Raw genomic sequence first — 19,247 nt, 5'->3', positions numbered from 1 at the left:
AGAACTACTTTTCATCCTTATCCAGAGTGTCTTTTACGCAACGGAAGCCGACGGTCCCCGAGCGATCCAAACCAGGCGCCATCAACAGATATTTCCCATGCTGGCTGAGTTCATAGGCCTGCGGAAAATACCATCGCGAACCCTGCGGCTGATAGTGACTGCCTCCGCGTAAAACAGCGAAACGCGTGTGTTCATCGTGGTACTCATCCGTCCACTGCCAGACGTTGCCGACAAGATCTATTACGCCAAACGGGCTGGCTCCACGCGGATGAACGCGCACATCGCTGGCAGGCAGCATCTCCCGGCCTTTATCCGGATTAGGCGTCGAGCCAAAAACAATCGCCGGGCAATCAGGGCAGGGAGCGGGAACTGCGGCCTCGCCAGGTGCGCTTGCAGTTTGCGAACCCGGCTGCTGGACTACCGGGCCTGATGGGGTAGCAGTTGAACCGGTGGCAGGAGCGGCAGGAATAACCCCATTCGCCTGAGCAGCCGTCTGAGCAGCGGGCAAGCCAGCAATCTGAGCAACAGCTTCCGGATTTGTCGTCATCGTAGCGGGAGGCGGCGTAGCAGGGCCCTCAAGATTGCCCCACGGGTATCTGCGGCCATCGGTACCCTGTGCCGCGTATTGCCACTCCCACTCATGCGGCAGGCGCTTGCCAGCCCACTTTGCATACGCGCGAGCGTCTTCAATGGAAACCCACGTCACCGGCTTATTCGCCCAGCCATTGGGATAAGTCCCGTTTACCCAGTCGCGCAGGAAGTTATGCGTATCCGCTGGTGCGTAATTGCTTGCATCCAGAAAGCGCTTGAACTCAATGTTGGTGATTGGATACTTATCCATCCAAAAGGAGTGCACATGCATGAAGTGATCATGAAAGCGCCGTGCTGAGTTTTCCCACGGATACTGCACATCCACGCCCTCGTCATCCATGCCCTCGATCTCAATTCCGTTCACGCGGAAGTTGAAATCGCCAGCCGGAATGCGCACCATATCCTTGGTTTCTTTCTTCGATTCTTTAGCCACCGGCTCAGTCGGATCAATGGGAACAAGCGTCTGCGGAATCGTCTTCCATTCGCGGGAAAAAGATTGCAGAGGCTTCTCGGCCAGCGTCTTCATCTGCGTCAGCAGAGCGGTCGTTGCAGGCGAAATCTCCGCAGTCTCCAATATCGCGCCGTACCCGTTCGCTTCCATCGAAAACGAAAGTACAAGCTCACCATCTTCGTTCGAGGGCTGTATCTCTTCGCCGTGCCACAGATCGTAGTAGTGTGCTCCGGCAACCACGGGAATGCGTAACTGCCCACCGTCCACTGCATAGGCATTCCGATTCACCAGCGTCCAAAGCGTCTGTCCATTCGCCGGCCATTTACTGGCAAAGACGCCATAGGTGCGTGTCGGCGTATGCGGCTCCCAATCCGGAGAAACAAGCTGCGCAGAAAAGGCGCGCTCTATCAGCGATATACGGCGTATCGTCTCCGCGTCGCGAGGAGTGAGCTGGTTCCAGATACCCCAGATATTCTCCCAACTTTCAAACCCTACGCCGTTGAAGAAAGCAGCCTGCAGATTGTCGAGATGGTCATGCGCCCAACGGTCACTGACGTTGACCATGTGCCGCGTCTCCAGCCACTTGTAGCGGCTCACCGCAGGGGTAAATTCGTACTTCCAATATCCCCATGAAAGCGTGTTGTAAGCCACCATTTCATCGGCAGCAAGGCCCACCTCAGGCTCAAGAGCCAGAGGATGCTTGAGCGCAATCGAGGTGGAAGAAACAACCCTCGGCATTCCATCCAGCGTGTCCCCGTTGATACCGTCGGCCCCAATCGCTACCAGCTCCTTGTCCAGGGCATCCCACATCGATCCGTCTTCTTCGCGCGTACCCTGATCCCACACCATCACGGGAAACAAAACCTTTACTCCACGATGATGAAACTCATCCACCATCGCTTTGACACCAGGGATGCCGCCGGGAAGATCCCTCAGCATGTCGAACTGGTTGCGGTCGTCAATGCCGATGTTGGGATAGGTATGCCAGATCAGCACGCTGTCGATGCCGCCGTATCTCGTTTGTAAGTCAGCAAGATACTTGTCCACGGTGTATTTCTGCGTGGCGGCATCGTAGAAATAAAGATCATGCACCATCATCTGCGGCTGGATGAAACTGGACTGCGTCCACTTCAGCTCCGGTCGCTCGTAATCCGCTGCCTCGGCGGCTCCGTAACCAACGCGCACCTTGCGTTCACTGCGCCAGTGACGCACATCGGAGAGCCATCCGGAGAACTCGTGCGGCAGGCATGTGCGTGCCTTGCCGCCATCCTCAGAGGGAACAGAATCGCAGTTTGGGCCGGGAATCTGCTCGCCTTGCGGGCTATAAAAAACATCCTGCGCATGACCTGCACTACCGGCCACGCAGCAGGCAAAACCAAGAGAAAAGGCGACCAATTTAAAACGTTTCAAAAAAGAATGGATCACAGGGGCTCAGGCTCCTCGTGTGGGGCAAAATTTTCAACTGAGATGAGACTACACGATCAATCTCCGGTCGTGACAGCAGTTGGTTCTTCCGCTGTTATGACGTCGCAGGCGATTGAAAGGCAGCAACCAAGTTCATTGAAATCCCGAGTCCACCGTGGGCGATCTTCAACACCATGAGCCGTAAGTGCAAAAGTGGAGCTACGCAAAATTTCGTACCAGAGATTTTGCGCCTGCCACAGGTTCAGTTCAAAAGGAAGTTCCGTCAGTAAGCGAGCCAGATTCAGCGTGCGGTCCAGAATATCCATAGAGCCGGACGACATCTGTAACTCAAGCATCGCTCGCTTCATGCGCAGGTCGGCAATATAAGACAAGGTCGGCGTGTCCAACTCGATCTCATCGGCATGCGACATCGACAGGAAAGAACGGAACGAAGATAGATCGACAGGGTCGGACTCAAGCGCTCGGCGCAATCCGGAGTTAACCGCAAATCCCGCTGCCAGCGCCAACGCCGGAGGTTTCGGCAGCCCGGCCTGCGACAGGTAATGCAACAACGTCGCATGATCGTCGTAGATGTTCTTGAGCGAGTTTTCCAAATCCCAAAGCGTGGAGTTGAGGATAAGTTGCAGAATGCGTCTCTGCTCGTCGCGGAAGAGCGAAGGAAGCGAGTAGTCGAGCTCGTAGAAGCGATCCAGCACGCGAATCACTTCAGGGAAGTTGGCGTGCAGCACCTGCTCGCGGGTCTGCGCAGTCACCTTCTCAAAAGACTCGGCATCCTCATTCAAATAAGCCTTAACCGCCGCCGTGATGTTCTGGTCGCCAAAATGAAGCACCGCAAAAGAGAACATCTGGCTCTGCCCTGTAATGCCAGAAGCGACCCGCGCCCGTCCAAGCGCAACGCGTCCCCGGCCCGAAGTGAAAATCTCATACGAAATGCGATGAATGCGATAGCAGAAAATTTCAGTCTCATCGGCAAAGGTCGAAAAGACAGAACTGATGGCATAATGCGCAGCCACCTGCTCCAGTCCAAGCTCCATTCCCAGGCCCTGTTGCGCATAGATGCGGGCTCCGTCCCCTGCTGAAGGCACATTGGACTTGGCCAGCGCCAGCTTCTCCAGGAACTGCACTTCGAGGCCGTGCGCATCCTTTTCAAACAGCTCCTGCGCCAGTTGAATAACCCGTGCAGCATACGCAATAATCTGCACCGTTTCAATGCCGGAAATGTCGTCGAAGAACCATCCGCAACTGGTGTACATCAACTGCGTGTGGCGCTGCATTTCCATCAGCCCAAGGGCACGAATGCGCTCTTCGTCGGTAAGCGGATGACTCTGATACATCGCGAAATAACGCTCCACGCTTTCCAATCCGCGATCGAGAATGACATCGATATATCCATCGCGGGCCGCCCACACATCTTTGAACAGCGTGCTGCCGATCTTCTCAGAAAGAGGTGCGACCGCATCGCGCAGAGCGTCCAATGCCTCGCGCAGCGGAGCGCGCCAAAGTTGATTCCATCCCGCCTTGCCCCCATTGCAGCCGCAGTTCGAGCGCCAGCGCTCCACGCCGTGATCGCAGCTCCACGAGGAGTTGTCATAAATTTCCGCCTCCCATTGCGGCGGAAACTGCGCGAGAAAACTACCGTAGTTGATCAGCTTGGTGTTCTTGTCCTGCTCCAGCAATCGCAAGGCATACGCTAACGCCATTTCTCCGTGCCGATGGTGATGTCCGTAGCTTTCGCCGTCGGTTGCGATGTGAACAAGTTGCGGCTGATTGTTTTCGCGAAATCCCTGCTTAAGCCGCGCAGCAAAGCCCTCGCCGGAGTCCAGCAGCCCTTCAAAAGCGACCGCGCGCGAGGTCGGACCATCGTAAAAAAAGACAGCCAGCGATTTTCCCGAGTCAAATCGAATCAGGTAGGGGTGGGTGGTATCGACGCTGGCATTGGGAGTACCGATCCGTTCCGGCGTTGCCGGGGATGGATCGCCGGCAGCCTTGGCCGCCGCAATCGGGCGTACACTCTGGCATTGCCGTGGCGCGAGTACCGTGAAAAGTACACCCTCTTCGGCCATTAACTCCAGTGTTCTCTTGTCTGCGGCCGTTTCCGCGAGCCACATTCCTTCCGGAGCAACCCCAAAACGGTGCTTATAGTCCGCAATCCCCCAGCGAATCTGCGTAAGACGATCGCGCTCGTTGGCCAGGGGCATGATGATGTGGTTGTAGACCTGCGCCATAGCCGAGCTGTGGCCGTCGAAAACTTCGCGGCTGCGGCGTTCGCCATCCCGAATCATCTGGTAAGTCCGTTGCGCATTCTCCGACAGCCAGCTCAGCAGAGTCGGACCAAAGTTAAAGCTCATGCGGGCGTAGTTGTTCAGGATGCGCGTGATCTGATTCTCGGTATTCACGATGCGCGCAGCGCCATTCGTCGCATAACACTCGGCGCAGATACGCTCATTCCAATCGTGATACGGCGCGGCGGAGTCCTGCGTCTCGACAGTCTCCAACCAGGGGTTTTCGCGAGGGGGCTGGTAGAAATGTCCGTGGATGCAGACGAAGTGCTTGGCAGTGGCCATCAGGGCGGATTCCTCAAGCAGGTCGGCACGACCGCTGAACGTATTCTACGAGCAATTGCTTCGGCGGTGGATTAACGACGGATAGATCCTGACAGATCTTAGCCAGATGCTGGCAGGAAACGGGCAGAAGTGTTCGCTATTGAACTATCTCCTGAACCATCTCTTGAACTATCCAATGAAACATCGCCCTGTATGGCCAGTCCGGTAAAGCCAGTTCTCAAGCGGATGTCTTCTCCGGGATCTTTTTATCCAGTATCGCCAGGTCGCATGCCCGCCACATATACCAGGCCGCCACCGAACGATAAGGCGCCCACCGCTTCGCCCGCCTGAGCATCACTTCCGGTTTAGGCAGATCGGCTACGGTTAAGGCGCGGGATTTCGGAATCCGCTGAAAAGTCAGCGCAAATCCCTTGCGAACCCCGTAGTCGGTCACCGGCAATACATCAGGTCGCCCAAGTCGAAAAATGAGCAGCATCTCCACCGTCCACGTACCGATGCCCTTGACCTGAATAAGCCGCTCGATAATCTCGGCGTTCTCCATGCGCAGAATAGCCTTGTGCGTGGGAACAGTTCCGTCGAGGGTCCGCGTCGCCAGATCGCGCATCGCCTTGATCTTGTTCCTCGACACACCAGCAGCCCGCAGCAGCTCTTCCGGAGTATCCAGCAGCGCCTGCGGGAGCGGATCGTCCTCGCCATAGAGCAGCCGGACGCGCTTGTGAATCGTCGCCGCCGCCTTGCCGTGTAGCTGCTGGTAAAGGATCGATTCCAGCAAAGATGTGAAAGGCGTGCCCGTGTGGCCGAGCTCGAGAGCGAAGCCGCCAGAGGTCACTTGTACCCGGTCAATCAGCGCGCCCAGCTTGGAATCGGCTTTGCGCAGATGATCGAGAGCTGCTTCGGGGTCGTACGGGAGCTTGCGACGTCCTTTGTGGACCATGGCAATGAGTGTATCTGGCACTCTGGCCGAAAAACCAGTTTCCGGCCAGAGAATTCTGCAGAATTGCGACGGCTATTTCGCGAGCTGCTTCGCCATAAAATCAGCCATCACGTGATTGGCCTCAAGCGACTCCGGAAGCTTGGTGCTGTACCAGAAGGCATGTGGAAGTGCGTCATACACCACCAGCCTGGCGTCATTTCCAGCATTCAAAAAGGCGCGGTGCAGGTTGATCGTGCCGCTCAACAGTAAATCGCGCCCGCTGGTGATAAAAAGAGTCGGCGGCATTCCATGCAGATCGGCGTAAATGGGCGAAAGCACCGGATCTTTGGGATCGAGACTGCCGACATATTCCGGATCGTGGGCATTGTCATCCGGCGGGTCGAGATGCCCCGAAAATCCGCGCAGAGAATACAACGCCAGTGAATCTCCCGCGCGGGCGAAATCTCCCATGCCGCTGAAGATGCCAAGCGCCGCCGGCATAGGCAGCCCCGACTGCTTGAGTTTGACGGCAACTTCCCCAGTGAGAATCGCGCCCGCAGAGGTGCCGTAGATCACAATCTGCTCCGGCTTATGCGTTTTGAGCAGTTCGCGATAGACCGCAATGGAATCGTCAAGCGCCGCCGGGAACGGATGCTCGGGAGCGAGACGATAAAGCACCGCAATCACCTTGATTTTGGCCATCCCCGCCATGGGAATCGTCTCGGTATAGCTGCCGGAGTCCGAGTTGAACCCCCCGCCGTGCAGGTTCAACAGAACCTTGTCTTTGTTGGCCGCAGGCAGGTCGGCAGGCACAATAATTCGCACCGGAACCCCCGCGATTTTTTCTTCCGTTAGCTCGGCTGGATAAAGACGGAGCCATTCCTTGCTCGCGCCCAGTGCCCATTTGTCCGTGCCGGCGCGGCGCTGAGCGAGCGGCTCGTGTGGATCGGCGTCCGACATCGGTTCCGAGAGCCAGTAGCGAGTCTGGCGGCTGAGATAGCTCGGAACAGGAACGATACGCGTAACGTGAGCACGCCCCTGATCGTCGATAAAGCTGGAGTCACGCTGCGGAGCATCCGCCGCCGTAGTCGGCTGATGGGCAGGCAGCGGAGTAGTAGCCGGTTTTTCCGGAGCGGCCGCTGGCTGCTGCGCACCGTAAAAAACCGCAGTCGAAAAACTCGCCGCAAACAGGAGTGTCAGAGAGGAAAGATGGCGCATTGGAAACTCCATGGAATTGATTCGAGAGGAACTGGTGTGCGCTTGCCTTTATCATTACAGAACGCGATCAAGATAGCAGATCACACCTGGATTAAGATTAAGAATCTCCCGCCCAGACTCCACCGCCATCAGCTGCTGCCGGCACACCTTCTATACTTACTCTTGAAAAAGACTTTCACAACGGTGAGTGCCGATGAGCGCAGATGTTTCGATCGAAGAAGTAGAACGGGTAGCCGAACTGGCCAATCTGGACCTGGAAGCGGACGAAAAGCCGCGCATGCAACGCGATCTCAACGCGATCCTGGGATACGTTGCGCAACTGAGCGAGCTGGACACCAAGGGCATTGAACCAATGGCCCAGGTAAGCGACTTGCTCGATTCCATTCAAGACGCCGGGCACGGTGCGGAACTGCGGACAGACGCGCTGCGGCCCTCTCTCGACCGGACAGCGGTGATGAGCCAGGCTCCGGACACCGATGGGACATTCTTCAAAACGCCCAAGGTAATCGAGCGATAGAGATTAAGAACCACGAATCCGGATTCAAATCCGGGAACCAATCCGCGATCAAATCAGGGATCAAGAGACATCCAAATGACTGAGACGACAAGCACAGAACCATTGGTTGAGAAGCCTGCAACGATCGCCGCGCTACGCGCAGGCATTGCCTCAGGCACGACAAAAGCGACCGCGCTGGCGGAGCATTATTACGCGCGTATTGAGGCGCATAATCCTCTGTTGAACGTGTACCTTTCGCTCACCAAAGAGCGAGCGCTACAGCAAGCGGAGCGCGTCGATGCGCTCGCGGCAAAGGGCGATCCGTTGCCGCCTCTGGCAGGCATCCCTCTCGGCATCAAGGACGTGCTGGTCACCAGGGGCGCTCCGGCAACCGCAGGTTCCGCGATCCTCAAGGGCTATGAACCACCCTACGATGCCACTTCCGTAGCCAGGTTGCAGGCCGCAGGCGCAGTTTTGCTGGGCAAAATCAACTGCGATGAGTTTGCAATGGGCTCGTCCAACGAGAACTCGGCCTATGGCCCGGTGCGCAATCCCGTAGATACCGACCGCGTTCCCGGTGGATCGAGCGGCGGATCTGCTGCTGCCGTCGCTGCGAACCTCGCCGTCGCCACCCTGGGCACAGACACCGGCGGCTCGATCCGCCAGCCAGCCAGCTTTTGCGGCGTCGTCGGCGTCCTGCCCACCTACGGACGCGTCTCGCGCTACGGACTCATCGCGTTTGCATCGTCGCTGGATCGCGTCGGCCCGTTCGCGGGCAATGTGCGCGACGCCGCGGAGATTCTCGGCGTGATCGCCGGGCATGATGCGAGTGACGCCACCAGCTCCCGGCTGCCGGTCGGCGATTATGTGGCGGAGTCGGACAAGGACGTAAAGGGCCTGAAGATCGGCATCCCCCAGGAGTATTTCGGCGAAGGTCTGGACCCGGAAGTTCGCGCCGCCGTCGAGACTGGTATCGACGCCCTGCGAGCGGCTGGCTGCGAGATCAAACCGATCAGCCTCAAGCATACGAGCTATGCAATCCCGACCTATTACCTGGTAGCCACCGCCGAAGCCAGCGCCAACCTGGCTCGCTTTGACGGTGTGCGCTACGGCTATCGCTCGCCCAGGGCCACCAACCTCGCATCGATGTACAAGCTGTCACGCGAAGAGGCTTTTGGACCCGAAGTGAAGCGGCGCATTCTGCTCGGCACTTACGCGTTGAGCGCCGGATATTACGACGCGTACTACAAGAAGGCGCAGCAGGTCCGCCGCCTGCTGGCGGAAGAGTTCCTGACCGCATTTGCAGGCGTGGACGCGATTGTCACGCCCACCGCTCCGACAGCCGCATTCAAGCTGGGTGAAAAGACCGACGATCCGCTGGCCATGTACCTGGCGGATATCTACACAGTCACGGCAAGCCTCGCAGGAATCTGCGGTGTAACCGTACCCTGCGGCGCAACCTCCAGCGGATTGCCCGTAGGCATGCAGGTGCTGGCGACTCACTTCGGCGAGGGAACAGCCTTTCGTGTAGCGCGGGCCGTGGAAACCGCACAGGCCTGACAGGGCAGAGCTAAAAATCAGCTCGCCAATAGGCGAAGAAAAAGTCCGATTATTTGGGAGCAGAATGCGCGTAATATCGGTGCACATATGCTCCCAAAACTGTTTTTGAAACTGCTGCCGGTATTCCTCGCGGCGTGCCTGTTTTTGTCTTCGGACATGGATGCCGCAGCGCCGCCGAAAAAGCCCCATACCGTGGTGCTCAGCTCGGTGAAGCAGGTGCCGTATTCGAAGACCGGCGACCCAGCTGGCGCTGGCCCGGACGAAAGTTCTCTAAGAACGCGCGCGTTGCTGATCGACGGTCGTATCAGTGAATGGACCACCGGCGATGCGCACGATGTAACCGACCGTAGCTTTGTCGTCCGCCGCGCGCTGCGCATTAACGACAACCTGCCCGGCGACGCCAAGCCTGCCGCCACCTCCGCATCTGCCTCCGCCACCGGAGACAAACCGGCAGGCGCGCATTGGGTCTGGCAACGTGGCCCCTGGCTGCTCGTCGACCGGGTAACAGGCCATGTGACAGCCCTGAAGCTGCCGGACTACGACCCCGGCGCAAGCCAGATGGCCTGGTTTCGCGACTACGCGGCTTACTGTGGCATTACAGCAACAGGCAAGAGCCTGTATGCCATCGTCGCCCAGGTTTCAATCCGCAAGCCGGTACTCGCAAAAAAACTCTCCGAATACGATGCCGCAAATCACCCCTGGCCCGTTTGCGGCCTGCCGGAGTGGCAGCGAGACCCGCTGAAAGTAACCTTTCACCCCGCCGGTCGAGACGCGGTAAGCTTCGATGTGGTTGGCGGATCGGCAGTGCTCGTTGAGGATGGAGACGAGACTCCCGAGACGCCCTCCAAGCCTTAATCTGCACAAAAGACAATAAAAGCTGTTGAAATCCGCAGGCAGCTCAGTGCAATGAAAACCTATCTGCGATGAAAACTGCAACAGAAACAGGGCATTCCATCTCTCGCGGTTGACCAGGGAAACAGAATGCGGCCTCCAGAATTCGCCACATTGCGCCGGAAGAGCATCTTCTTTTCCCTTGGAAATGGGAAAATTACCTGGCTTTTCATGCACTGCGCCCGGCCAAAATTGAGTTATTCATAAGGGATGTATCAAGGCGCGGACGGAAGTTAATCCTCCGGGCACAAAATCTGACCCGGAATTAGGGCTATTTTGACAGCGGGCGCTCCGCCCCTGTCTTATAGAGCCTACCGGTTTGCTAGACTGATTGCGATGCTGTAATGGCTGGAAGGTTGCGCATTTTCTGTAGGCAGCCTGAAGGCGCAGCATTAAGTGCAAAGCGGTGTCGAACAGGAAGCAGAAAGCAGTTGGGCTGCTGCTGCGGGTTGGCAGATCGGCAGTGACCGACGTGCCGGGATTGTCTGGAACGGGGAACTCGCGTTCAAAACAACCCTCGGCGACCATTCCCGGAGACAAAAATTTACCGAAGGTAGCGGGCCTTTAGGTCGGACGCTCCTGTGGCCAGGCCGGTTACATTAACCAGTCGGCCGGATAGATGAAGGGATTTTGTGTTGATGAGTTTTGCGATGTTGGCGGGTGGATTTAATTTCGGCCCGGGCGGTTCGGGTTTCTCTCTCCTTTTGCCAGTGCTGATGATTGGCGTGGTTTATCTGATGATGATTCGCCCGCAGCAGAAAAAGCAGAAGGTGTGGGCGCAGATGCTGTCCGATCTGAAGACCGGCGACCGGATCACCACGACAGGTGGCATTCGCGGCACAATTATCAGCATCAAGGACGACGCATTGACCCTGCGCATCGCTCCCGACGGCATCAAGATTGAGGTGGTGAAGAGCTCCATAGCTTCCGTAACCACCCAGGAAGAAGGAAGCAAGTAGCTACAATCGACGGCTGAATTAGCCGCCGACATTGTGCGTACTGACGATATAACCATGAAGAAAAATCTGAACGGCAAGATTGCAATTATCTTTGGCGTCCTGTTGGTATGCCTTTACGGCATCTTTGGCATTCCCAAAGGTGTAACGGGAGCAGCCATCACGAGTGCGATCACACAACGCATTCATCTGGGGCTCGATCTGCGCGGCGGCGCCCATCTGGTGTTGCAGGTGCACGTGAAGGATGCTGTAAGAGCGGACGCAGACAATACCGTGGCCCGCATCGAGCAGGATTTGCAGACGAATCATCTGACGTTCACGCAGGTGGTTCCGAATCCGGATTCCCCGCATATCATCACGGTTTCCGGCATCGACCCAACCAAGTCCAGCGATGTTCGCAATGAACTGAGCGACCGCTACGGCGTGGAATACGACATCGCAAGCCTCAGCGGCGGTAACGGCTTCACTCTTACCATGAAGCCTTCTCTACTGGCCGATCTGGAATCGAAGGCGGTTGATCAGTCGATCGACACCATTCGTGACCGCGTAGACCAACTAGGCGTAAGCGAGCCCGAGATTCAACGCTACGGATTGGGCGAAAACCAGATCCTCGTTGAGCTGCCGGGCATCGACAACCTGGACCGCGTAAGCGACATTATTCAGTCCACCTCGCGCCTTGAGGTGCATGAAGTGACTGGTGATCCGCAGGGCTATGCCAGCGAGCAGGAAGCATTGACCAGCGTGAACGGATCGCTTCCTCCGGATGAGTTGATACTCCACGGAGACAGCCAGGGCATCACTTCCGACTCCCAGGATCACGTCTTCCGGCTCAAGCGCGTTTCCATCGTCGGTGGACGCGACTTCCGCGACGCGAGTGCGATTGACTCCAGCGACACCGGCCGTCAGGGCGTGAACTTCGTGCTGACCAACGCAGGCGGAGAGCGCTTCTACGACTACACCTCCACGCACATTCACACCTACATGGCGATCGTTCTCGGCAGCCGTGTAAAGAATGTAGCCATCATCAACGGCGCGATTCGGGACAACGGCCAGATTGAAGGCCAGTTCAGCAAAGAGCAGATCGAGACGCTTTCCTTCACCCTGCGTACAGGCGCACTTCCGGCCAGCATCACGCAGCTTGAGGCGCGTACCGTTGGAGCTTCGCTCGGCTCCGACTCCATCAAGCAGGGAGTTGTAGCTGCCGTAGCAGGCATGCTGGCCGTCATGGTCTTCATGCTGATCTACTATCGAGGCGCGGGTATCAATGCGGATCTCGCACTCTTCCTGAACCTCGTGATCCTGCTCGGATTCATGGGCTACAGCCACGCTACTCTCACGCTGCCGGGCATCGCCGGAGTCATCCTGACCATCGGTATGGGTGTCGACTCCAACGTGCTCATCTTCGAGCGTATTCGCGAAGAGATGCGCGCGGGCAAAGGTCCTGCGCAGGCCGTGGATCAGGGCTTTGCTCATGCATGGATCACGATCGTCGATACGCACGTAACGACCATCGTTTCGGCAGCGATTCTGTTCATGTTCGGCACCGGTCCGGTAAAGGGATTTGCCGTCACGCTGACGTTCGGTCTGTTGGCGAATTTGTTCACCGCTGTCTTTGTTTCACGCGTGATTTTCGACTCGCATGTGAATCACAAGCTGGCAGGTCAAAAGCTCTCGATTTAGTGACTCGGCGAGTTGGTAGTTAGGTAAGTTAGCGGGGCGGCAGCGAATCTGGAACTGCCGTTCCGCCAAGAGATTGGGAAGGTATAGGAATCGTGGAACTCTTTCACAATGCAAATATCGACTGGCTGGGGAGGAAGTGGTATTTCCTCGGCTTTTCATTGATCTTCAGCGTGGCCGGCCTGATCTCCATGGGCCTGCATCTGGCGCATACCGGCAGCCCTGTGCCACTGGGCGTCGACTTCCGCGGCGGCACGCAGGTTCTGGTGCAGTTTCAGAATGATCCCGACGTAAACCAGATCCGCAAGGCAACTGAAGCTGCAGGCGTCAACGCGAAAATCGTCAACTATGACACCCCTGACAAGCGCGAGATGCTGATCAGTCTTCCTGAGCAATCCGATGCATCCGTGGATTCAGGACGGAAGCAGATCGTGGACGCGCTGCAGGCCCACTACGCCAATCATGCGACTGTCGTGAGGGTTGAGTCCGTCGGGCCAACCGTCGGGCAGCAGTTGGAGAAGCAGGCTGGCCTGGCGACGCTCTATTCGCTCATCGGCATGCTCATCTATCTCTGGTTCCGATTCGAGCTCATCTACGGCGTGGCTGCTGTTGTCGCGGTCTTTCACGACACGCTCATCACCGTCGGCTTCTTCGCTTTGTTCGATAAGGAGGTAAGCCTCACCGTCATCGCGGCCATCCTCACGCTTGTCGGTTATTCGATGAACGATACGATCGTTGTCTTCGACCGTATTCGCGAGAACCTGCGCCTGTCCCGTCGTGAGAGCCTCACAGACGTGGTAAACCGTAGCATTAATCAGACTTTGAGCCGAACTGTGCTCACTTCCGGATTGACATTCCTTACTGTGCTCGCGTTATATCTGTTTGGCGGCGAAGTATTGCGTGGCTTCTCATTCGCATTGGTCGTAGGCATTTTGATCGGCACGTATTCCTCTATCGCGGTCGCCGCTCCCATGCTCGTGGCCTATCAGGGATGGCGTGGCAGCAAGGGGAAGGCCGCAGTTTTGCCTTCAGCCAAGCGCAGCAAAGCATAACTTGCCGCATATGCAGGCCTCGTAACTTGCACTGTTTTAGCAGCATGTTTTGCAGTGAATGGGTCGTTCTGATATAGGTGAAACACGCTTATCTCAGCGCGGGATTGAACCGGTGAAGTGGCCGGGAACAAAATTGGAACCGTCGGTGTCTAAAGTTTAGAGAACCTAATACGAGATTCGAGGTCGGCCATGTTTGAAGATTCAACGTTCGAATCCAGCAACCGGATCAAAAAGAGAAACCCCTGGGTGATCGCCACATTTGCGATCAACATAGGAATCCTCGCCGGCGCGATCATATACCCTTTGATCAATTATGAGGCGCTGCCCAAGGCCTCGTTGGTTACGTTGCTGACGGCTCCTCCACCGCCGCCACCACCGCCGCCACCACCACCACCGGATGTTCCGCATCCGCAGGTGAAGCCTCAGTTGATGAACAATGAATTGATGGCTCCCACCAAGATTCCCAAAAAGATTGTGCAGGTTGAGGAAAAAGAAGCTCCTCCATCCACGAGCTTTGGAGTTGCCGGTATGGAAGGCTCAGCAGGCGGCGTAGCTGGCGGCGTAATTGGTAGCGTTTTCGGCACCGGTCCTGCGAAGCCAGTCGTCAAGCAGGAGCCTCCCAAGAAGGTCAACATCTCTCAGGGTGTCGCTACCGGATTGCTGATGCAGAAAGTTCTGCCCGTTTATCCAGCGATTGCAAAGGCAGCCCGCGTTCAGGGAACGGTCGTCCTTCAGGCGTCCATCTCCAAGACCGGTGGGATTATCAATTTACGCGTTCTGAGTGGACCTGCAATGTTGCAGCAGGCCGCAATGGATGCCGTGAGAAATTGGCGCTACAAGCCGTATCTTCTCAACGGCGATCCCGTTGAGGTAGAAACTACTGTCAACGTTGTCTTCAGCCTGGGTGGCTGATGCACTTCCTGGGTGACTTCGCGTCTAATCTGAAGTCACCTTCGCAATGTCCTGAATGTGCACCGACAACGGACGCATTCCCCTCGGTAGTTACTTACGCAGCATAGAACGCACCCCCAGGAGGAACGATTCAGTGATTCTCGCTCAATTTGCACATCTCGCCTCACACCCGATCAGCCTTGCCATGTTCCAGGACGCAGCCGCAGGCCCTGACTTCAGCCTCGTTGGTCTCTGGACCAACATGGGTTACTTCGCCAAGGGCATCGCAGTCGTGCTCTTCATCATGTCCATCTGGTCTCTCGCGGTCATGATCGATCGTTACCTTTACTTCACAGCAGCCCGCAAGCAGTCCCGCGAGTTTGCTCCTAAGGTCGCTGGCGCTCTGAAAGACAGCAAGCTCGATGAAGCGATCAAGATCGCCGATCGCAGCAAGAAGTCGCACCTTGCAGAAGTTGTCACTGCCGGTCTCCAGGAGTTCAAGAGCTCTGGCGGCGCAGTCAACGAAGAGACCATCGAGAGCTCCAAGCGCGCTCTTGAGCGGGCTGAAGCCATCGTGCATGCCAAGCTGAAGCGCGGTCTGGGCGTTCTCGCCACCATCGGCGCGACGGCTCCATTCGTTGGTTTGCTCGGTACGGTTATGGGTATTTTGAACGCCTTCCAGCAGATCGCAACCCAGAAGTCTTCGGGTATCGGTGCAGTCGCAGGCGGTATTTCAGAAGCCCTGGTAACGACCGCATTCGGACTGCTCGTGGCTATCCCGGCAGTTATGACCTTCAACTACTTCAGCGGACGCGTGGAAGCCTTCGACGTCGAGATGGATAACTCATCGAGCGAGCTGGTTGACTACTTCATCAAGCAGAGCCACAAGCGCTAAACCCGCCTGCGGACTGCCGAGCCGATACAAGTCATGAGCGGGATTCTCTTGCAGGCAGGGAAGCAAACACTTCCCTGCCGGCGTTTCTCAGAGACGATGCGTGACTCGGCTCGATGAAGAGCGATCAGATTTCATCGAAAGGCGTGGAGCACATACATGGGCATTTCAGTACGCAACGAAGGCGCCAAGGTTAACTCGAACATCAACGTCACCCCCATGGTGGACGTAATGCTCGTGTTGCTGATCATCTTCATGGTCATCACTCCGATGCTCCAGAATAAGGTCAACGTAGATCTGGCAAAGACAGATAATCCACAGCCCATGGCAGATGCGGATAAAGAAGACGCGATTGTCGTTGCCGTGACCCGCGACGGTACCGTCTATCTTGGGCAGGACAAGGTCGCGCCCTCCGAGCTTGGGGGCAAAGTACGCGACAAGCTTGCCGATAAGCCCGGCAAGGAGATCTTCGTACGTGCCGATGCACGTGCCAAGTATCTTGATGTTGAGAACGCGATTGATGATGTCCGCACCGCGGGCGTCGAATCTGTCGGGTTGCTGACCGAAAAACGGCAGACACCCGGGGCACCAGAGTAACCCGCGATACTACCGGGACAAATTCAGGGAGTTTATGACATGGCAATGACAGGTGGGTCTGGTCCTGGAGGAATATCCTCCGACATTAACGTAACGCCGCTGATCGACGTACTGTTGGTTCTTTTGATCATCTTCATGGTCATCGTTCCAGTCGTACCGAAGGGTCTGGACGCGCTGGTTCCCCAGCCGCCTAAAGATCCGCAAAAACAGCAGCCAGATAACGATCGCGCCATCGTGGTGTCAGTCCTGCACTCCAATGGTTCGACGGTTGCATACAAGATCAATCAGGACGACGTCGCCCGTGGAGATCTTCTGGCCCGGTTGACAACGATCTACTCAAATCGCGCAGAACGTGTAATGTTTATCAAGGGCGATGACGAAGTGAATTTCGCACAGGTCGCGGATGTGATCGATATTGGTCATGCTGCCGGTGTAGATCACGTTGGATTGATCACCCCCAAGATCGCTGCAGGACAGTAGCAGAGTAGCCCTTACCTAGTAGGCAGGGCTGCTTTTTTCTTGCTCTGCGCACCGAAAACGATGCGCAAAGCAAGTCAACCGGAATTATGCTCATATGTCTGGATACGGATACTCCCATCCGCTTCAGCCGCGCGGAGACACCAGGCGCGATAAAGCTGGCGACGACTCGAAGGAGAAGGATACGAACATGAATCGAATCGCACGTCTGCCGGTGCTAGCGGCTGTCCTGGTCGCCATGATGGTTTCGATGACCGGATGCGACCGTCTGAAAGCCCGGGACCAACTCAACAAGGGAGTAGAAGCGTTCAAGGCCGGAAGGTATGAAGCCGCTATTCACTTTTTTCAAAATGCCGAAAATCTGGACCCGAAGCTTCCGACCGCGAAGGTATTTCTTGCCACGGCCCTCTCACAGAATGTCGTACCAGGATTGACTTCTCCTGAAAATATGAAGACGGCTCAACAGGCCATCGACACATATCAACAGGTGCTTACAGATGATCCCACTGACATCAACAGCCTCAAGGGCGTAGCCAGCCTTTACTTCAACACCAAGCGCCTCAACGAAGCTAAGGATTGGCAGAAGAAGGTCCTAGCCGTTGATCCCAAGGACCCTGAAGCGGCCTACACCGTCGGCGTTATCGACTGGACGCAGGCACACGAAAACCTTCTGAAAGCATTACCCGCTGGCGTGAATGACGACGGTGTGGGCAATGTAAAAGCGATGGTAAAAAGCACTTGCTCTGAAATTCAGAAGCAGAATGGCCCGCTCGTAGAAGAAGGTCTGAAGTACCTCAATCTGGCCGTTCAAAATCGCCCCAATTATGACGACGCAATGCAATATCTAAATCTCGTCTATCGCCGCAAGGCAGACGTAGATTGTGGCGATGAAGCAGCCCGTAAGGCAGATGTCGATTCCGCAACGGACTGGAGCCACAAGGCTATGGGCACCCGTAAGGAAAACGAAGCAAAGAAGGACAAGGGCCCCGGCGGCATCGTTATGGATTCAAGCGGAAACATGAAGTAGCAGCATTCATCAAACGTATCAACGTATCGATCAAGAGAGCCTCCCGATTGGGAGGCTCTCTTGCATTTGGCCGAAGACACTAGATCACCAGCCCTAGATCTACAGATAGATATTGATATTGGCCGGAAATACCCACAGTCATAACCCACAGTCAACGCAATACCACGACCAGCAATGGTACTGCCGTTGTTTTCCTGCCCAGGGCTATAGACCCATGAACGTATAGATCATGAACGAAAGCGATGACCCCTCACCTGCGAGGGAATCGGCATGAGACTATAGCGTGGCTTGTACGGAGGGCGGACTGGACTGAACGGGCTGGCGGGAGCCAGGACCCGCAATCGACACCGGCTGTAGGATACGAGCGAAGCAGGCGGCCCCAGCAAAAGAATGCAGCAGAAGACAATCAGAAGAATCTGAACGAGGTATACGTCGCGATCACAAACGGTTTAAGCCGAAGGCGCAACCACAGCTAAGTCGTTAGCTTGCGCCTTGTTTCAGGATCTGCTCAGCATAGTAATTGTGAACCTTGGAATCGTTGTGGAGCATTTCGTAATAAGCGTTCTGCAGTAGCTGCGCATGACTATCGCGCAGAGTCTGGCGAATGGTCTGTCGTGTTCGCGGGTCCGTGATTTCTCTTTGGCCTGCCGGGCTTTTCTGTATGAGCATATAAAGGGCATAGCCAACAGTCTTGCGGCTGGAACCCTCCCCCTGCGTGATAGGAAGCACGTCTGTTGTCTGCCCCGCCTTTAGTTTGTCTATCGCGGCAAATACTTCAGGGTAAGTACTTCGAACAGAGGACTCATAAACGGGGCCAACGTCCCCGCCATTGTTGGCAAACTGATCCTCTGAGTAGTTCATTGCCAGAGAGGCAAAGTCGTCGCCGCTATCGAGACGATTGCGCAGCATCTGTATCTTTTTCTTGGCGTCCGCGTCGTTCATCGCCTTGCTGTTTTGGAGGTTGCTGACCTGCTTGGCCGGCTGGTTGGTAACGACAATTTCGGCCAGCCGATATTGCGGCTCAATCAGGTTGAACTCCGCCTTATGCACCGTATAGTAGTCGCTGATTTCCGAGTCCGTGACGTTGATCTTGGATTCGATTTCTTTATTGATCAGCTTGCTCTTGGTGATCGTACGCCGGATATCGCGCTTCAGTTCTTCGAGGGTGAGATTCTTTGCCTTGAGCTGGCTCTCAAACTCTTCCTGCGTATAGGGCGCTTTGAATTCAGTCAACTTGGCATTGACTTCTTCATCCGTAGCCACAAGATTCAGCTTCGCTGCTCGCTGCTGTACGATCTCGTCATCGATCAAGCCGCGCAGGATATTGAGGCGCACTATCGCGGCCTGCTCCGGTGAGGGAGCCTGCGGAGTTTGCCCCATACTTTGCTTGTAAAGGCGGTCGACATCCGCCTGCACGATCTGCTTGCCGTTGACAGTAGCCATCACTTCCGGCGACGGAGCCTGGTGGCAGCCGATAACGCCAACGGAAAGCAGCCCCGCGGCGAGAAAGAGCACGGGTACATTGCGAATTACAGAAAACTTCAAAGCTTGCGCCAACCGAACATCTCC

Annotated in this window: 16 protein-coding genes; 11 read left to right on the top strand and 5 right to left on the bottom strand. The window is 56.2% G+C overall.

Annotated elements, in window-relative coordinates; genetic code table 11:
• Nucleotides 1-4: 4 nt before the first annotated feature.
• The 4 genes from OHL19_RS01040 to OHL19_RS01025 all read right to left on the bottom strand — a co-directional run bounded on the left by OHL19_RS01040 (nucleotide 5) and on the right by OHL19_RS01025 (nucleotide 7,162).
• Entirely contained in the window at nucleotides 5-2,467 is a 2,463-nt protein-coding gene (locus tag OHL19_RS01040) for a formylglycine-generating enzyme family protein (protein WP_263355721.1), read from the bottom strand.
• Between the two features lie 56 nt (nucleotides 2,468-2,523).
• Nucleotides 2,524-5,031 carry a DUF3536 domain-containing protein gene (locus OHL19_RS01035; protein WP_263355720.1) on the bottom strand — a complete coding sequence of 836 codons (2,508 nt, stop codon included), beginning with the start codon at nucleotides 5,029-5,031 and terminating at the stop codon, nucleotides 2,524-2,526.
• Nucleotides 5,032-5,248: 217 nt separating this feature from the next.
• Complete coding sequence (locus OHL19_RS01030; protein WP_263355719.1) at nucleotides 5,249-5,986, bottom strand: DNA-3-methyladenine glycosylase family protein; 738 nt, start codon at nucleotides 5,984-5,986, stop codon at nucleotides 5,249-5,251.
• A gap of 51 nt (nucleotides 5,987-6,037) precedes the next feature.
• On the bottom strand, nucleotides 6,038-7,162 hold the full coding sequence (locus tag OHL19_RS01025; RefSeq protein WP_263355718.1) for an alpha/beta hydrolase: 1,125 nt from the start codon (nucleotides 7,160-7,162) through the stop codon (nucleotides 6,038-6,040).
• Nucleotides 7,163-7,355: 193 nt separating this feature from the next.
• Between OHL19_RS01025 and gatC the strand changes: the two genes are divergently transcribed.
• From gatC to OHL19_RS00970, 11 genes are all read left to right on the top strand, one after another.
• Complete coding sequence (gene gatC, locus OHL19_RS01020; RefSeq protein WP_263355717.1) at nucleotides 7,356-7,679, top strand: Asp-tRNA(Asn)/Glu-tRNA(Gln) amidotransferase subunit GatC; 324 nt, start codon at nucleotides 7,356-7,358, stop codon at nucleotides 7,677-7,679.
• A 75-nt stretch (nucleotides 7,680-7,754) separates the two neighbouring features.
• Complete coding sequence (gene gatA, locus OHL19_RS01015) at nucleotides 7,755-9,218, top strand: Asp-tRNA(Asn)/Glu-tRNA(Gln) amidotransferase subunit GatA (protein WP_263355716.1); 1,464 nt, start codon at nucleotides 7,755-7,757, stop codon at nucleotides 9,216-9,218.
• Nucleotides 9,219-9,305: 87 nt separating this feature from the next.
• Nucleotides 9,306-10,073, top strand: a complete 768-nt coding sequence (locus OHL19_RS01010) for a hypothetical protein (protein WP_263355715.1) — start codon at nucleotides 9,306-9,308, stop codon at nucleotides 10,071-10,073.
• A gap of 674 nt (nucleotides 10,074-10,747) precedes the next feature.
• Entirely contained in the window at nucleotides 10,748-11,068 is a 321-nt protein-coding gene (gene yajC, locus OHL19_RS01005) for a preprotein translocase subunit YajC (RefSeq protein WP_263355714.1), read from the top strand.
• A 54-nt stretch (nucleotides 11,069-11,122) separates the two neighbouring features.
• The gene (secD, locus tag OHL19_RS01000; protein ID WP_263355713.1) at nucleotides 11,123-12,745 is read left to right on the top strand and encodes a protein translocase subunit SecD; all 1,623 of its coding nucleotides are present in this window, start codon (nucleotides 11,123-11,125) and stop codon (nucleotides 12,743-12,745) included.
• A gap of 92 nt (nucleotides 12,746-12,837) precedes the next feature.
• Nucleotides 12,838-13,794 (top strand): protein translocase subunit SecF, encoded by a 957-nt coding sequence (gene secF / locus OHL19_RS00995; RefSeq protein WP_263355712.1) that lies wholly within the window; start codon nucleotides 12,838-12,840, stop codon nucleotides 13,792-13,794.
• 189 nt (nucleotides 13,795-13,983) lie between these two features.
• Nucleotides 13,984-14,706: an energy transducer TonB gene (locus OHL19_RS00990; RefSeq protein WP_263355711.1), complete on the top strand. Its 723-nt coding sequence runs from the start codon at nucleotides 13,984-13,986 to the stop codon at nucleotides 14,704-14,706.
• Between the two features lie 133 nt (nucleotides 14,707-14,839).
• Complete coding sequence (locus OHL19_RS00985; protein ID WP_263355710.1) at nucleotides 14,840-15,580, top strand: MotA/TolQ/ExbB proton channel family protein; 741 nt, start codon at nucleotides 14,840-14,842, stop codon at nucleotides 15,578-15,580.
• 156 nt (nucleotides 15,581-15,736) lie between these two features.
• Nucleotides 15,737-16,174 carry an ExbD/TolR family protein gene (locus OHL19_RS00980; protein ID WP_263355709.1) on the top strand — a complete coding sequence of 146 codons (438 nt, stop codon included), beginning with the start codon at nucleotides 15,737-15,739 and terminating at the stop codon, nucleotides 16,172-16,174.
• A 39-nt stretch (nucleotides 16,175-16,213) separates the two neighbouring features.
• Complete coding sequence (locus OHL19_RS00975; RefSeq protein WP_263355708.1) at nucleotides 16,214-16,654, top strand: ExbD/TolR family protein; 441 nt, start codon at nucleotides 16,214-16,216, stop codon at nucleotides 16,652-16,654.
• 187 nt (nucleotides 16,655-16,841) lie between these two features.
• Complete coding sequence (locus OHL19_RS00970) at nucleotides 16,842-17,678, top strand: tetratricopeptide repeat protein (protein ID WP_263355707.1); 837 nt, start codon at nucleotides 16,842-16,844, stop codon at nucleotides 17,676-17,678.
• 480 nt (nucleotides 17,679-18,158) lie between these two features.
• Here OHL19_RS00970 and OHL19_RS00965 read toward each other — a convergent pair whose 3' ends face one another.
• The gene (locus OHL19_RS00965) at nucleotides 18,159-19,235 is read right to left on the bottom strand and encodes a SurA N-terminal domain-containing protein (RefSeq protein ID WP_263355706.1); all 1,077 of its coding nucleotides are present in this window, start codon (nucleotides 19,233-19,235) and stop codon (nucleotides 18,159-18,161) included.
• Nucleotides 19,236-19,247 lie beyond the last annotated feature (12 nt).

The organism is Acidicapsa ligni (assembly GCF_025685655.1).
Taxonomy (GTDB): Bacteria; Acidobacteriota; Terriglobia; order Terriglobales; family Acidobacteriaceae; genus Acidicapsa; species Acidicapsa ligni.
This window is presented reverse-complemented; position numbering and strand designations above follow the sequence as displayed.